This is a genomic window from Streptomyces carminius, from assembly GCF_002794255.1.
Taxonomy (GTDB): Bacteria; Actinomycetota; Actinomycetes; order Streptomycetales; family Streptomycetaceae; genus Streptomyces; species Streptomyces carminius.
Window position 1 is genome coordinate 50779 of the sequence record NZ_PGGW01000040.1, and the last position, 13633, is coordinate 64411.

17 protein-coding genes are annotated in these 13633 nt (G+C 70.5%); 9 read left to right on the forward strand and 8 right to left on the reverse strand.

Annotation, left to right across the window (positions count from 1 at the left end; translation table 11 throughout):
* Window positions 1-13: 13 nt before the first annotated feature.
* Both CUT44_RS12045 and CUT44_RS12050 read right to left on the reverse strand, forming a co-directional pair.
* Window positions 14-1354, reverse strand: a complete 1341-nt coding sequence (locus CUT44_RS12045) for an extracellular solute-binding protein (RefSeq protein WP_100201954.1) — start codon at window positions 1352-1354, stop codon at window positions 14-16.
* A gap of 604 nt (window positions 1355-1958) precedes the next feature.
* Window positions 1959-2615, reverse strand: a complete 657-nt coding sequence (locus CUT44_RS12050) for a winged helix-turn-helix transcriptional regulator (protein WP_100201955.1) — start codon at window positions 2613-2615, stop codon at window positions 1959-1961.
* Between the two features lie 110 nt (window positions 2616-2725).
* Here CUT44_RS12050 and CUT44_RS12055 point away from each other — a divergent pair, with 110 nt between their 5' ends.
* Window positions 2726-3937: a pyridoxal phosphate-dependent aminotransferase gene (locus CUT44_RS12055; RefSeq protein ID WP_100201956.1), complete on the forward strand. Its 1212-nt coding sequence runs from the start codon at window positions 2726-2728 to the stop codon at window positions 3935-3937.
* 74 nt (window positions 3938-4011) lie between these two features.
* On the opposite strand, the gene CUT44_RS12060 is transcribed toward CUT44_RS12055, so the two are convergent.
* Together CUT44_RS12060 and CUT44_RS12065 are read right to left on the reverse strand one after the other, a co-directional pair.
* Window positions 4012-4344 (reverse strand): hypothetical protein, encoded by a 333-nt coding sequence (locus CUT44_RS12060; RefSeq protein WP_100201957.1) that lies wholly within the window; start codon window positions 4342-4344, stop codon window positions 4012-4014.
* Entirely contained in the window at window positions 4341-4565 is a 225-nt protein-coding gene (locus CUT44_RS12065; protein ID WP_100201958.1) for a hypothetical protein, read from the reverse strand. The genes CUT44_RS12060 and CUT44_RS12065 overlap by 4 nt, the downstream gene beginning before the upstream one ends.
* Window positions 4566-4939: 374 nt before the next feature.
* On the opposite strand from CUT44_RS12065, the gene CUT44_RS12070 reads away from it, so the two are divergent.
* From CUT44_RS12070 to CUT44_RS12080, 3 genes are all read left to right on the forward strand, one after another.
* On the forward strand, window positions 4940-5230 hold the full coding sequence (locus tag CUT44_RS12070) for a GntR family transcriptional regulator (protein WP_100201959.1): 291 nt from the start codon (window positions 4940-4942) through the stop codon (window positions 5228-5230).
* Between the two features lie 49 nt (window positions 5231-5279).
* The gene (locus tag CUT44_RS12075; RefSeq protein ID WP_100201960.1) at window positions 5280-5777 is read left to right on the forward strand and encodes a hypothetical protein; all 498 of its coding nucleotides are present in this window, start codon (window positions 5280-5282) and stop codon (window positions 5775-5777) included.
* Between the two features lie 118 nt (window positions 5778-5895).
* Entirely contained in the window at window positions 5896-6189 is a 294-nt protein-coding gene (locus CUT44_RS12080) for a hypothetical protein (RefSeq protein WP_146252208.1), read from the forward strand.
* A gap of 42 nt (window positions 6190-6231) precedes the next feature.
* Here the strand turns inward: CUT44_RS12080 and CUT44_RS12085 are convergent, their stop codons facing one another.
* The 4 genes from CUT44_RS12085 to CUT44_RS12100 form a co-directional block, all read right to left on the reverse strand.
* A complete protein-coding gene (locus CUT44_RS12085; RefSeq protein WP_100201962.1) occupies window positions 6232-6642 on the reverse strand; it encodes a PIN domain-containing protein in 411 nt (136 codons plus the stop codon).
* Window positions 6639-6860: a type II toxin-antitoxin system VapB family antitoxin gene (locus CUT44_RS12090; protein ID WP_199185686.1), complete on the reverse strand. Its 222-nt coding sequence runs from the start codon at window positions 6858-6860 to the stop codon at window positions 6639-6641. Before CUT44_RS12090 ends, CUT44_RS12085 begins: the two co-directional genes overlap by 4 nt.
* Before the next feature lie 149 nt (window positions 6861-7009).
* On the reverse strand, window positions 7010-7264 hold the full coding sequence (locus tag CUT44_RS12095) for a DUF5302 domain-containing protein (protein WP_100201963.1): 255 nt from the start codon (window positions 7262-7264) through the stop codon (window positions 7010-7012).
* Between the two features lie 156 nt (window positions 7265-7420).
* A complete protein-coding gene (locus CUT44_RS12100) occupies window positions 7421-8794 on the reverse strand; it encodes a YncE family protein (protein WP_100201964.1) in 1374 nt (457 codons plus the stop codon).
* A 1449-nt stretch (window positions 8795-10243) separates the two neighbouring features.
* Between CUT44_RS12100 and CUT44_RS12105 the strand changes: the two genes are divergently transcribed.
* From CUT44_RS12105 to CUT44_RS12125, 5 genes are all read left to right on the forward strand, one after another.
* Entirely contained in the window at window positions 10244-11014 is a 771-nt protein-coding gene (locus CUT44_RS12105; protein ID WP_100201965.1) for a Crp/Fnr family transcriptional regulator, read from the forward strand.
* Window positions 11015-11135: 121 nt separating this feature from the next.
* Window positions 11136-11684 (forward strand): hypothetical protein, encoded by a 549-nt coding sequence (locus CUT44_RS12110; protein ID WP_100201966.1) that lies wholly within the window; start codon window positions 11136-11138, stop codon window positions 11682-11684.
* Window positions 11685-11776: 92 nt separating this feature from the next.
* Window positions 11777-12562 carry a class I SAM-dependent methyltransferase gene (locus CUT44_RS12115; RefSeq protein WP_100201967.1) on the forward strand — a complete coding sequence of 262 codons (786 nt, stop codon included), beginning with the start codon at window positions 11777-11779 and terminating at the stop codon, window positions 12560-12562.
* A 113-nt stretch (window positions 12563-12675) separates the two neighbouring features.
* The gene (locus CUT44_RS12120; RefSeq protein WP_100201968.1) at window positions 12676-13122 is read left to right on the forward strand and encodes an SRPBCC domain-containing protein; all 447 of its coding nucleotides are present in this window, start codon (window positions 12676-12678) and stop codon (window positions 13120-13122) included.
* Window positions 13119-13469, forward strand: coding sequence for an ArsR/SmtB family transcription factor (locus CUT44_RS12125; protein WP_100201969.1), 351 nt, complete (start codon window positions 13119-13121; stop codon window positions 13467-13469). The genes CUT44_RS12120 and CUT44_RS12125 overlap by 4 nt, the downstream gene beginning before the upstream one ends.
* Window positions 13470-13633 lie beyond the last annotated feature (164 nt).

The following is a 13633-nucleotide window of genomic DNA, read 5'->3' on the forward strand; positions in this document are numbered from 1 at the left end:
CACTGGTTCCGCCTCACTTGAGGGACTTCATCTCCTCGACGAACTCCTCGGGGCTGAGCTGCTTGTTGAACAGCTTCTGGATGTTGGTCAGCATCGGCGTGGCCTGCTGGGCGGGCAGCGCCTGGTCCCAGGAGAGGGTGAAGGACGAGGCGTCGCGCACCAGGTCGTACTGGAAGAGCGCGTAGCCCGGGGCGGGGTGCCCGATGAGCATGTTCTCGGCGTTGGTGGTGGCGGGAACCTCCCCGTTGTCCACCATCTCCTCGACGTACTCCTCGTCGGCGGCGGTCTTGACGAACTCGATGGCCGCCTCGCGCTCCTTGCCCTCCAGCTTGGAGTTGATCGACCAGAAGTTGGCCGGGTTGCCCACCACGTTCCCGGTGGAGCCCTTTCCTCCGGGGAACTCGGGGAAGGTGACCCAGTCCAGGCCCTTCTCCGCGAAGTCCGGCTGGTTGGTCTGCTGGTTGGAGTACTCCCAGCTGCCCATCAGGTGCATGGCGGCCTTGCCCTTGGCGAAGAGCGTGGAGGCGCCGTCGGAGGTGTAGTCGACGGACTGGAAGGTGTTGCCGAACGCGCCGCGGTCCACCAGGTCGCGGATGGTCTCGGCGGTCTTCAGGACGGCCGGGTCGCCCCAGGCCTCGGAGTCGCCGCTGCGGATCTTGTTGAAGACCTCGGCGCCGCCGATGCGGTCCAGCAGGTACTCGACCCACATCAGTTCGGTCCAGGCGTCGGTGCCGGCCAGCGCGAAGGGGGTGACGCCCTGCTCCTTGAAGACGTCGATCAGCGTCAGGAGCTCTTTCCAGTCCGACGGGGGCTGCTCGTTGCCGGCCTTCTTGAAGACTTCCTTGTTGTAGAAGAGGATCACCGGCTGCATGCCGCGCATCGGGACGCCGTAGTACTTCCCGTCGATCTTGGCGGACTCCAGGATCGAGGGGATGAACGCGCTGCTGAGATCGGCGTCCGCCTCGAACTCGGGGGTGAGATCGACCAGCATGTCCTCCTCGACGAAGCTGCGGATGCTGCCGCCGCCCCAGTTGAAGAAGATGTCGGGGGCGTTGGAGGTGCCCATGGCGGTGCGCATCCTGTCCTGGTAACTCTCACCGGGCACCGGAACGAGTTTGACCTTGACGTCGGACTTCTCGTTGAAGCGATCGACGGCGGCCTCCTGCACCTTGATCGAGGCGTCCTGGTAGATCCAGACCTCCAGGGCGTCACCGGCCGGTTCGTCGGAGCCGCCGCTGCCGCAGGCGGTGAGCACCAGCGAGGCGGCCAGGGCCGCCGCCGTCAGTGTGACGGCACGGTGCCGCCGGAATCCCTTGCGGCCCGCCGTGGTGGACCCCAGCGCTGCTCTCTGCATCGTGCACCTTCCGGAAAGAGCTATGAGAATTTCAGTAGTGACGTAAGGCTGCGTGGACAGGACAGGCAAGGGCTGCGCGGAATCGGCCTCCCCCGCACGGCGATTGGGCCGCCCTACGGCAGTCGCGCGGCTAACCGCCCGCGGCCGGGAGCGACCATGCCCGGAGACCTCTCACCTGTGTTCCCCCATGCCGAAGATCCCGGGGAGAAACGCGTGCGCCGGCGGCAGGCCCGCAGCGGCGGCCGGGCGGCCCGCCGTAACGGCCGCATCGACTTCCTGCCTCGCGCGTATCGGTCCGGGCGGCGGCGACGGTGGCGGCCGCGTGGATTCCCGATCATTTCGTGTCTACACATGGGATTTAAGTTCTCGAACCCTAGGATCGGCGCGCAGAACAGGTCAAGTCTTCTACCACTTCCTTACCGTTCTGTTGTCGATTACCGTGAGTTACGAAACACGGGACGCGGGCCGCCCCTCGACGGACCTGTTCGGCGCCGCGCCGGGAACAGGGACAGGAGCAGGAATGGAGACAGGACGGTGACGCCCTCGCACGGCGGCGCGGTCCGCGGGCGCTCCCGACAGGCGGCGTACCACCCCGGACACCGGATTACCGACCGGTAGCCCCCGCCGCGGCCGGGGAGCGGAGCGCCCCGGCCAGCTCCCCCTCCCCCGTGACCTCGACCGCGCCCGCCGCCAGCGCCTCCGGGACGGTCAGACGCCCCTGCACGAGGGCGACGCAGGTGTCCGTCCGCATCACCAGGCGGACATCCGCCCGCTGCGCCGGGCCGTCCCCGTACGAGGGGCCGGCGGCCGTGAGGCGCAGGTGGAAGACGCCTTCGTCGACCTCGACCTCGGCCACCCCGCCGCGGGGGGCGGCGGCGTCGGCGAGGAGGCGCATCAGCGGAATGGCGAACCAGTGGGCCCGTACGGCGTCGGTGGGACCGCGTCCGGCCAGCTCGCCGGCGCCCCAGCCGGCCAGCGCGGCCAGCACCGGGGTCAGCTCGCGGCCGCGTTCGGTGAGCTCGTACACGGTGGACGCGCTCGGCGCCGGGAGGCGGCGGCGGGCGGCCAGACCGTCCTTCTCCATGTCCTTGAGCCGGGAGGCGAGGACGTCGGTGCTCACGCCGGGCAGGTCGGCGTGCAGGTCGGTGTAGCGGCGCGGGCCCGCCAGCAGCTCCCGCACGATCAGCAGGGTCCATCTGTCGCCCACCCGGTCCAGGGCCCGGGCGACGGCGCAGTACTGATCGTAGGTTCGGCGCGGCATGCCGCCAGTGTAGGTGAGAGTTGGAAATTCCAACCGTAGACTTGGAAAAACCAAGTAGGCTGCCGGGCACGGGTGAGAGCCGAGGCAGGACGAGGTCAGGAGCGCGTCGCATGGAGTTCAGGCAGTCGAGCAAGCTGACGGGGGTCTGCTACGAGATCCGCGGCCCGGTCATCGAGCACGCCGACGCCCTGGAGGCCGCCGGGCACAGCGTGCTGCGGCTGAACACCGGCAACCCGGCGCTGTTCGGCTTCGACGCGCCCGAGGAGATCGTGCGGGAGGTGAGCCGCGGCCTGGCCGAGTCCCACGGCTACACCGACTCCCGCGGCATACTGCCGGCCCGGCGGGCGGTGGCCGGGTACTACCGGGAGCGCGGGCTGGCCGAGGTGGACGTGGCGGACGTCTACCTGGGCAACGGCGTCTCCGAACTGATCTCCATGGCGGTCCAGGCCTTCGTGGACGACGGCGACGAGGTGCTGATCCCCACCCCCGACTTCCCGCTGTGGACGGCGGTCACCACCCTGGCGGGCGGCAGGCCCGTGCACTACCTGTGCGACGAGGGCGCCGACTGGTTCCCCGACCTCGACGACCTCGCCGCGAAGATCACCGACCGGACTCGGGCCCTGGTGATCATCAACCCCAACAACCCCACCGGGGCGGTCTATCCGCGCGAGATCCTGGAGGGCATGCTCGACCTCGCCCGCCGCCACCACCTCATGGTGTTCGCGGACGAGATCTACGACCAGATCCTCTACGACGACCACGTCCACCACCTGGCCGCCGCCGTCGCCCCCGACGTGCTGTGCCTGACGTTCAGCGGTCTGTCCAAGGCCTACCGGGTCGCCGGGTACCGCGCGGGGTGGATGGTGGTCTCCGGCCCGAAGCACCACGCCGCCGACTTCCTCGAAGGACTGCGCATGCTCGCCTCGATGCGGCTGTGCGCCAACGCCCCGGGGCAGTACGCCGTCCGGGCCGCCCTCGCCGGTCCCCGGAGCGTCCGGGAGCTGGTGCTGCCCGGCGGGCGGCTGCGGGAGCAGCGCGACCGGGCCTGGGAGAAGCTCAACGAGATCCCCGGCGTCTCCTGCGTCAAGCCCAAGGGTGCGCTCTACGCCTTCCCCCGGCTGGACCCGGCCGTGCACCGCATCCACGACGACGAGAAGTTCGTCCTCGACCTGCTGCTGCGCGAGAAGATCCAGGTGGTGCAGGGCACCGGCTTCAACTGGCCCCGCCCCGACCACTTCCGCATCCTCACCCTGCCGGCCGCCGACGACCTCGACGCGGCCATCAGCCGCATCGGCCGCTTCCTCACCGGCTACCGGCAGTGACCCCCGGCGCCCCCGGTGTCCGCGTCCGTGCCGCCCGCCGGGGAGCCCGGCGGGCGGCACGGACACCGCTCACGTCACCCCGGCGGGACGGGCACCGGGTGACAGGGGCAGGTGCAGCGCAGGACGGTGACGCCCTCGCACGGCGGTACGGCCTCCGCGTCCTCCCGGCACGTGGCGTGCTGCCCCAGGCGGCAGGCCACCGAGCGGTAGCCCTTCTCCGCCGCCAGGGCCCGCAACTCCTCGGCGATCCAGCTCGGCGCCCCCGGCCGGGTGGCGAACCAGCGGGCGTGCGCCGGGCAGGCGTACAGCAGCCCGCCCGGACCGGAACCGCTCTCGATCACCTCCACCAGGACCGGCCGGTCCGTCAGCCGCCCACACCGGCAGCAGTGCAGCAGCCGCCCGCTCACCGGGCCGCCGCCCCCACCCGCACCCCGTGGATCACCGGCGGGCCGACGTCGATCCCGTCCAGTGCCAGAGCCAGCGCCCGGCGCCGCTCGCCCTGCTCGTGCGCGACGACATACGGTCGCACCAGCGGCGTGGGATCCCAGTAGGGCGGCTCGTCCCGCAGCCACCCTCCCCACCGCCGCACCGGAAACGGCAGCGCGGCACCGGTCAGGAAGATCCGCATCCCCGCCCGCCGCCTCGCCCGGCTCACCCCCCACAACACCCACGGCGCACCCGCCGACCCCGATTCCGGCCACGCCACCGGACGCGACATCGGCGCCGGGCGGGCCGCCCCCACCCCGGCCGCACACGACGGCACACCGCCCCCACCGGCCCGGTGCCGCCCACCGCCCGGCGGCCACACCACAGCCCTGACCCACCCGAGACAGCAACGGATAAGCTCACCCACGTCGACGCTCCTTCACAGCGTTGGCCACGCCCCCGGGCCGGGCGCCACCGGCCGCGGGGGTCCTGTACTGACACACTCTATAAGCCATACAGAGCTATACATAGCTATCTAGTCGTTTATGCAGGTCATGGCTGCTTTACGTTGCCCATGTGAGTGAACACGGCCAGGTACCCGACTTCGACCCGCAGGGGCCGCAACTCGTCTACGTCGCCCTGGCGGACCACATCACGGCACGTGTCGCAGCCGGTGAGCTGCGGCCCGGCGCCCGACTGCCCGCCGAACGCACCCTCGCCGAGGAGTACGGGGTCGCCTACATGACGGTCCGGCGCGCTACCGCGCTTCTGCGCGAGCGGGGACTGATCGTCACCGTGCACGGCAAGGGCACGTTCGTGGTCGAGCAGCCGCCGGCGGCGGACGGCTCCGGCGGCGACCGGGAGTGACCGGGCGCCGCCGCGCCCTCCCCTCCCCCGGCGTGCCACCATCGCTCCCGTGCTCGACATCGGCTACGCCCTCTCGACCCGCTTCCCCGACCCCCCGCAGACCGACTACCGCACCGCGGACGTACGGGCGCTGCGGTACGACCTGTTCTGCGGCGACGTCTACCTCGCGGACACCGACACCGACCGGGAGCTGTCCACCGCCCGGGGGACGGTGCCGGTGCTCGACTTCGCCTGGGCGCTGTGCGACATCGCCGAGCGCCTCGACCGCGACCCGCTCGGCAGCCGTGCCTCCCGTCCCCAGCACGCCGAGCTGGACTTCGTGGAGTCGGCCGACAACCTGCGCTTCACCCGCCGCTTCGGCTGGGTGGACATCACCGCCGACTGGCTGTCCGCCGACGAGCCGCCGCTGACGGTCAACCACGGCGCGCTGCGCCGTGAGGCCCGCGACTTCCTGCACGACCTGCTCGCCGACCTCGCCGACCTGCACGAGGAGCTGGCCGACAACCCCGTGGTCTGGGACCTCCAGGCCCGCTTTCCCCGGGTGTGAACCGCCGTCCCGCGCGGGCGCGACTCATGGGGCAGGTCCCTCGGCACGCCGAGATTCCGCCCGGGGTTGTCGACGATGCGAGAGCGAAGCTTGTGTGCCTGCCGGAGGGGTGGACGAAGTGACTCGCACGACATACGAGACCGTCGCCAAGCGCTGGAAGCACGGCTGGGAACTCCACATCGACGGCATTGGCGTCACCCAGTCCAGGACACTTCTCGACGCCGAGACCATGGTCCGCGATTACCTCGCCATGCTCCTCGACATCTCAGAAGACTCCTTCGACGTCAGGATCACACCGGAGATCGGGATCGGAGCGGAGGGTGAAGTCCTCGAACTGCGCCACGCCGACCAGGAACCGGGGGCGGCGAGGAAACGTGCCGTTGAGCAGCGCCGGGGACCTGCATCACGCTGATCAAGAGGGCCGGCAGCCCGCCGAGTGTGGTGGCGAGCAGCCTCAGAAGACATCCCGGACGCTGTGCTCGTCCAGGTCGGCCGTGTGCCGCGCGACGACACGGTAGTCGGCGTCGTCATGGAGGACGGTCAACCCGTGGTGAGCGGCCGTGGCGGCGATGACCAGATCCACCGCCGAGGCGCTGCGGTGTTCACCGGCTCGGGCCATGCGGTGTTGCACGGCGCCGATCCAGCGTCCTGCGTTCTTCGGCACCGACACATCGGGATAGATGTCCGCGAACATCTCCGCGATCTCGTCGTACTCGCGCCGGTTCCGGGCGCTGTACAGGAACTCCGCGCGCTGCGGATAACAGGAGGCGATACTCCCGGCATTGATCGCGTCGTACCACGACGACTTCAGTTTGGGTTCGTTGAGCAACCGGACGAGACCGGACGTGTCGAGCAGGTAGATCACCGGTTGCGCTTCTCCGCTTCGTGCAGACGCTCGGCGTCCTCGACGGCTCCCCACTCGCGTGCGCGCTCGAAGTGCCGATTGATACGCGCGGCGCGCTCCTGCTGCTCGGCATAGAAGTTGAGAGCCAGATTGACCGCCTCCTTCTTGGTCCTCACCTTGGCCAGGGCCATGGCGCGTTCCAGAGCGTCGTCATCGAGATCGATCTGGGTCACGGACATGAGAGCCTCCATGGATGTTGGTGATACACATAGAAGGATACGCCACCAACATCCATACTGGGCCTCTACTGCAGAACGCAAGGGGCCCGGCACCGGACGTCACCGGCGCCGGGCCCGAGCGGGAACCGGGGCCCGGCGCGCGGTCGTCGTCAGCCGGCCTTGCGGCGGAAGTTCCGCTTCCGGCCGGCCTCGCGGCGCGCTCCGCCCGCCTTCGAGCGGCTCTCCTCGTGCGACCGGCGCTCCTGGCCGGTCTGCTTCTTGCGCTCCAGCGCCTCCCTGAACTTCCGCTTGACCTCGTTCTCGGTGTCGTCCGCGTTCTGGTTCTCGGTCCCGCTCCCGGTCTCGGTCTCGGTTTCGGGATCGGCCTGGGTGTCGGCCTGACGATCGGCCTGGTTCTCCGGCATGTGGACCTCTCAAGGGCGAAGGACTGCAGCGGTCAGCCTCACACAGGGAAGGCCGTCCCGCGAGGCCATTCCGGCCGCCGCACATCCCCGCGCTCCCGTGCGCCCCGGAATCCGGTGGTGGCCGGGCGGCCGACGGCAGGAGGGGCGGGTGGCGGCTCAGCCCACCGAGGGACCCGTCCAGCCCGCCGGTACGTGCCCCAGCCGCACCCGCTGCGGGTGGTCGCCCACGGGCACCGAGACCACCTTGCGGCCGGTGGCGAAGTCGATGGCGGTGACCTTGTCGGAGCCGCTCTCGGAGACCACGCAGTGCTTCCCGTCGCCGCTCACCGTCGCCCAGTACGGCTTGGCGACCGGCACCAGCGGGCCCTCCCGCAGCGTGGCGCGGTCGACGACGGTGGCGTAGTCGTCCATCGTCCCGGCGACGCACAGCCTCGTGCCCTCCGGGTTCATCGACATGCCGTGGTGGCGGGAGTCGTTGACCCAGGTGGTGCGGTCCTCGTCGGTGTCCGGGTTCTTCGGGAGCTCCTTGAGACGGGTGATCCGGTCCGCGGCCATGTCGTACTCCAGGAAGCCGTTGAAGAACGACACCTGGAAGTACAGCCTCGACTCGTCGGGCGTGAAGACCACGGGCCGCACCGCGTCGGAGAGGTCCTTGCGGCCGAAGGCGTCCAGCCGCTCCCGCATGTCGACGACCCGCACCTGCCCGAAGGTGCGCGCGTCGACGACGGTGATGCGCCGGTCGCCCTTGGTCCAGTCGAGCCAGGGCGCGTCGAGGACGTTGTTGACCTCGCCGATCGACATGTTCCACAGGTACCGGCCGCCGTCGGTGAAGACGTTCTCGTGCGGCTTGTCGCCCGTCGTGAACGAGCCGACCTCCTTCCCCGTGACGATGTCCAGGACGTGCACGGTGTTGGAGGTCGAGGCCGACACCGCGACGCGCCCGCCGTCCGGGGAGACCGCCATGTGGTCGGCGCGGAAGCCCGAGACGGGGAAACGCCAGTTGATCTCCCCGGTCGCCAGGTCGATGGAGACCACGTCCGCGAAGCTCGGTCGGGAGACGACGACGGCCGAGCCGTCGGGGGTGGAGTACATGTCGTCGACGTACTGATCGTGTCCCTCGCCGACGGTCGCGCGGATGCCCAGGAAGAAGGCGAGCCGCACCGGGTTGAGGTGGATCTCCCGCAGCCGCTGCTTCCGGTCGGGGACGACGTCGAGGCGGCCGATCCGCGCGTGGTCGCCGGTGGCGGCGAGGACGTCGGCGGTGCCGTCCCAGTTGTTGCCGACGAACAGCACTTCCCGCAGGCCGTCCGTGCTCCCGGTCTGTGCGCTTCCGGTCTGTGTGCTCCTGGCACTTCCGGCGCTTCCGGTGTCCGCGGGCGCCGGCGCCGGCGCCGCCGCCGCGGGGGTGACGGCCGTGGCCGCCATGGCCGTCAGTGCCAGGGCGGCGCAGCCTGCGAGCGCGGCGGAACGGCGGCGGCGCGGGGCGGGTCGGTGGGAGACGGTGCGGTGGGCTGGCGTCGCTGTCGGCATGGCGCGCTCCCGGAGTCTGACCGACGGGTAACTTACCGTCGGTAACGTAGCGCTCATACGTGCGGCCGACCAGAGGCCCGGCAACAGAGGAACCGCGGCGCGGACACCCCCGGACGACTTCCCGACGGAGGGGATTCCGGCCCCGAACCCCCTTCGGCCTTCCAGACGGAAAAGAGGCACGAGGACACCCTCGCGAAGTCATAAACCAGAGAGCGAAGACCGCCTCCCATTACAAGCGAACATTGAGAGCGCTTTCATCGAAGCGCCGCACTCACCCGTCCATTATTTGCGATAGAAATCAAGACATAAAACCCGGCACAGGACCCCTCCGGAGCCGGGAGACAAGAGGGGAATCACCCTCCGATAATTTTCGCCCACCTTCCGGAAGGCGACCGCGCCCCGGCCTCGGCGACGGCCGGAGACAGGCCGGTCGTGACTCCACGACCACGGACCGTACCCTTGTCCGGGTCCCACAGCGGAGTCCTCCGAACACTGGCGGGGAAGGGCATACGGCAGGCGCATCCGGCCACCGGAGGCCAGCCGCCGTGACGGCCGGAACACCGGACACTGCGGAAGGTGATGCCTCGACACCCCCGCATTCGCCTTCCCGGGGCGAGTGAATGAGCGAAACTTTCGCGCCCGAGCCGCTCAACCGAGCACGCCGGTCGTGATCCACCGGCAAGAAGGTCCCACATTCCCCGCTCAAAGGGTTTTGGGAGGACTCCACAGAGTGACCGCCCCCTCACCCTCTCCAGCGGTGTTAGTTTGCTCTTCGGTCTGAGCCTTGACGGGTCCGGACCTGTTCGGCCGGAGGATCCGCGGGGTGGTGCCCCGGATCCTCCGGCCTTTTCCGTGCATCGCGGGGAGGCTCTCGGCTGTCGCTCAGATGAACAGACCGAGGCGGCCGCACCCACCTCTGGGCACTCCGGAGAAAAACGCCGGTCCACCGCACCCTGAAAGGAGATTTCGCATCTCCTTCCAAGTCTCACAACAAGCGGAATGAAGCGTTCCTTTTTCTTCTGCGAAGACGTTGTCCCCGCCGGAAGGGATTCTTCCAGCAGGGTCCGTCATTCCCGGCGGCGCGGGTTGACCAGCCCCGGCGACCTGGTCACGAACAGCTGTGGTTCCCGGAGGGGAACGGGGTAATGTTCTTCCACCACCTGCCCCGTCGTCGTCCGATCACCAGTCGGGGGCAACCGCCGCGATGGGCAGGCCCGGACCCGTCACCGTTCTCTGTCCGCCCGTCCAAGAGGAGCTCAGACCACCCATGGCCCCCGCCGCCCGGCCAGGCGCCGCCATACGCACTCCCCGGTGCGTCACCACGTCGGCCGATCCCACCGCCCCGCCCCCCTCCCGGCGGGGAACGGCACACCGCGCCGTTCCCCTGCCCGCCTCCGCCGGCAGCGGGGAGCACGGCAGGGGCACCCCGGCAGATATGAGGGCCGGCGAGTGACCGACCAACTCCCCAGGATCGACTCGCTCAACCTCGCCGATGTGCTCCACCGCCGGCAGCCGATGCCCGACAACAGCTTTCTGGGCCACCTCCCCGACCCGCTCTGGCCACTCTTCGTCACCGGTCAGGGCTCCGGCGTCCGGCTCTACCCCGTCCGTTACACCAGGCTCACGGAACTGCCCCTCGGTCCCGAGGACGGAACCGTCTTCGTCGTGCTGAAGGGCTGTGTCGCCCAGAAGCGCCATCCCTACGGCCCCCGGGACACCCAGATCGTTCGCTTCCGCGGGGCGGGGCAGCTCCTCGGCGAGGTCAAACTCCTCGATCCTCGTTCGTCGGTGGAGACTGTCTGCCTGGACGAGACCTGGGTACTGGCGTACGACATCGAGCGAATGCACCGGTTGCTCACACGCAACCGCGGCGCGGGGCGGCAGGCGCTGCTGCTCAGCCTCGAGGAGCGCAACCGGACCGACGAGGCGGTGTACTGCACCGTGACCCGGCCGCCCCTCACACGGGTGAGTGCACTCCTGCACCATCTCGCCGCCACCGTCGGTACGAGGCACCCGGACGGGACGGTCCAGATCGCCGGCCCGCGGCAGACGGATCTCGCCGACGCGCTGCTGGTCAGCCGGTCCACCGTCGAGAACGCCGTCTCCGTGCTGCGGGCCGGGCACGTGGTCGTCAGCAGTTACCGCCGGTTCCTGGTGACCGATCCCGCCGAGCTCGCCCGTCTCGCCGGAGTTCCCGAGAACAGTCGGCAGCCGGTCTGAGCTCTTCCGCCGGCGCGCCCGGCGAACACCGCGGCCGTCCCCGGCCCGAGGCTCCGTACGTCTCCTCTCGTCCTTCTCCGTCGTCCGCCGAGCCGACGGACACCCGATCCGGAACGGAACGATGTACTCCCTCACTCCCCCGCCACCCCAGGAGCTCCACGACGCGGCCACCTCCCTGCCTCCCCAGGCCGTCGTCACCCTGTGGATCGGCATCCCCACCGTCTTCCTCGGCCTGCTCGGTTTCCTGTGGAATCTCCGGACCCACCGGCGCAACTCCCGGCGGGAGAAGCTCAACGAGCTGGCACGGCATCTCACGGACACCCTCCTGCTCGTCCTCGACCTCGCCCAGGGACCTGTCACCCACGACAGCCTCAAGCCCCTGCTCCGCCGACGCGACCTGATCGAGGCCGTGGCCGCCAGGAACGACACCCTGCGGTCCCCCCTGACCACTGTCGTCGGACGCATCGACGCATACTCCGGGACCGCGACGCCTCCGGGCGACGAGGTGTTCGCCAAGGTCATGCGAGCCGCGAAGAAGTCGGCCGCCTCCGGAGAGCGGGAGCTCGACGAATGGCTGGCGCAGGCCATACGGCAGGGACGTGCGGCCGGGCGGCTGACCGAGGCCGTCATGGCCGCCCAGAGTGCGGTCGGTGATCTCCAGGGCAACTGAACAGACCGAAGGGGAGCAGCGGCGGGCGCTTCCTCTCCACACGCCGGGGAAAGCCGTTGCGGGTGCGGATCAGGTCCGGGTCCAATACCGGCATGACGGCTTCCGGCACGCACGTCGAACCCCCCGCCCACTTACGGCTGAACCGGCGCTACTGGGACGAGGAGGCCGCCGCCGCGCACGGCCCGCTCGCCCGCGCCCACTGGTCCGGCCCCGAACCGGGCTGGGGCCTGTGGGGCACCCCCGAATCGGAACTCGCCCTCCTGCCCGCCGACCTGGCCGGACGGCGGGTGATCGAGCTGGGCTGCGGCACCGCCTACGTCTCCGCCCGGCTGGCCCGGGCCGGCGCCCGCCCGGTCGGTGTCGACCTCTCCCGCGAGCAGCTCGCCACCGCACGCGCCATGCAGGCCGAGTTCGGCCTCGGCTTCCCCCTGCTCCTCGCCGACGCCGAGCGCGTCCCGTGCCGTGACGGCTCGTTCGACCTGGCCGTCAGCGAGTACGGCGCCTCGCTGTGGTGCGATCCCCGCCGCTGGATCCCGGAGGCCGCCCGGCTGCTGGTGCCCGGCGGCCTGCTGGTCTTCCTGCGCTACTCGCCGCTGTACGCGCTGTGCGCCTCCGACGGGGAGCAGGCGTCCGCCTTCCTGCGCCGCCCGCAGTTCGACGCCGGCGGCCCGGGGCGGCTGGAGCGGGGCGGGCGCGTGGAGTTCGTACTCCCGCACGGGGAGATGATCCGCGTGCTGCGCGGGAGCGGCTTCACCGTCGAGAGCCTGACCGAGCTCCGCGCACCGCGCGACGCGCACCGGGACTACCCCGAGGTCTCCGCCGGCTGGGCGCGCAACTGGCCCTGCGAGGAGGTGTGGACGGCCCGGCTGACGGGTTGACCCGGGCCGCGCTCCGGCGGGGCACCCTCTTCATTCGCAACCAATGAGTTGCACATGCGGCACCCATGTGCAACTCTGGGGTTGCACGACACGACGACGATGGAGGAGTTCCCATGAGCGAGGACCGGATCGAACGCGAGACCCTGATCGCGGCCCCCCTGGAGCGGGTCTGGTCGCTGGTGGCCCAGCCCGGTTTCTGGGTGGCCGACAAGGCGAGCCTGCCCGGCACCGTGGCCAGGGAGGGCGAGTCGATGGTGGCGAGGAACGCCGAGCACGGCGACTTCCCGGTGCGCGTGGAGAAGGTGGAACCGCCGACGTATCTGGCGTACCGCTGGACCAGCGCGTTCCCCGGGGAGGAACTGCGCGAGGACAACAGCACCCTCGTGGAGTTCACGCTGACCGGGGAAGGCGACCGGACGCGGCTGCGCGTCGTCGAGAGCGGGTTCGCGGCACTGGCCGGATCCGCGGAACTGCGCAGTCAGAACCTGAAGGACCACAGCGAGGGCTGGCCGCTGGAGCTCGACGCGCTCAGGAAGCGCGCCGAACAGCCCGCCGCATGACGGAGGAGCACCCCGGTCCCGCCGAGGCCGTCGACAGCGTCCTCGGCGCACTGGCCGATCCGACCCGGCGCCGGCTGCTCGACCTGCTCGCCGAGCGGGGCGAGGCCACCGCGACGGAACTCGCCGGGCGGCTGCCCGTGTCGCGGCAGGCGGTGGTCAAGCACCTCACCGTGCTGGACGCCGCCGGGCTGGTCTCCGGCAGCCGGGTCGGGCGCGAGGTGCGGTACGCGGTGCGGCCCGCCGCGCTGGACGCGACGGCGCGGTGGATGGGCGCGCTCGCGGCCGACTGGGACCGGCGCCTGGCGAACATCAAGCGCGTCGCCGAGGCGGCGGAACGGGAGGAGTGACGGAAGGAGGAAGACGGCGGACGGCCACGGTCCGTGCCCCTGGGTCCGTGCCCTCGGGTCCGCGCCCGGCAAAAGCGGTCGCCGCCCGTCGGACCGGCCTTCTAGGATGACCCGGCGCGGGGGCGGCTCCGCGGCGTGCTTCCTTCTCATTCTCTTCTCCGAGA

Excerpts from the sequence above, each read along its gene's own strand:
- CUT44_RS12045 (WP_100201954.1), bottom strand. The coding sequence starts at position 1,354 with ATGCAGAGAGCAGCGCTGGGGTCCACCACGGCGGGCCGCAAGGGATTC.
- CUT44_RS12050 (WP_100201955.1), bottom strand. The coding sequence starts at position 2,615 with ATGCCGCGCCGAACCTACGATCAGTACTGCGCCGTCGCCCGGGCCCTG.
- CUT44_RS12055 (WP_100201956.1), top strand. The coding sequence starts at position 2,726 with ATGGAGTTCAGGCAGTCGAGCAAGCTGACGGGGGTCTGCTACGAGATC.
- CUT44_RS12065 (WP_100201958.1), bottom strand. The coding sequence starts at position 4,565 with ATGCGGATCTTCCTGACCGGTGCCGCGCTGCCGTTTCCGGTGCGGCGG.
- CUT44_RS12090 (WP_199185686.1), bottom strand. The coding sequence starts at position 6,860 with ATGTCCGTGACCCAGATCGATCTCGATGACGACGCTCTGGAACGCGCC.
- CUT44_RS12095 (WP_100201963.1), bottom strand. The coding sequence starts at position 7,264 with ATGCCGGAGAACCAGGCCGATCGTCAGGCCGACACCCAGGCCGATCCC.
- CUT44_RS12100 (WP_100201964.1), bottom strand. The coding sequence starts at position 8,794 with ATGCCGACAGCGACGCCAGCCCACCGCACCGTCTCCCACCGACCCGCC.
- CUT44_RS12110 (WP_100201966.1), top strand. The coding sequence starts at position 11,136 with ATGTACTCCCTCACTCCCCCGCCACCCCAGGAGCTCCACGACGCGGCC.
- CUT44_RS12115 (WP_100201967.1), top strand. The coding sequence starts at position 11,777 with ATGACGGCTTCCGGCACGCACGTCGAACCCCCCGCCCACTTACGGCTG.
- CUT44_RS12120 (WP_100201968.1), top strand. The coding sequence starts at position 12,676 with ATGAGCGAGGACCGGATCGAACGCGAGACCCTGATCGCGGCCCCCCTG.
- CUT44_RS12125 (WP_100201969.1), top strand. The coding sequence starts at position 13,119 with ATGACGGAGGAGCACCCCGGTCCCGCCGAGGCCGTCGACAGCGTCCTC.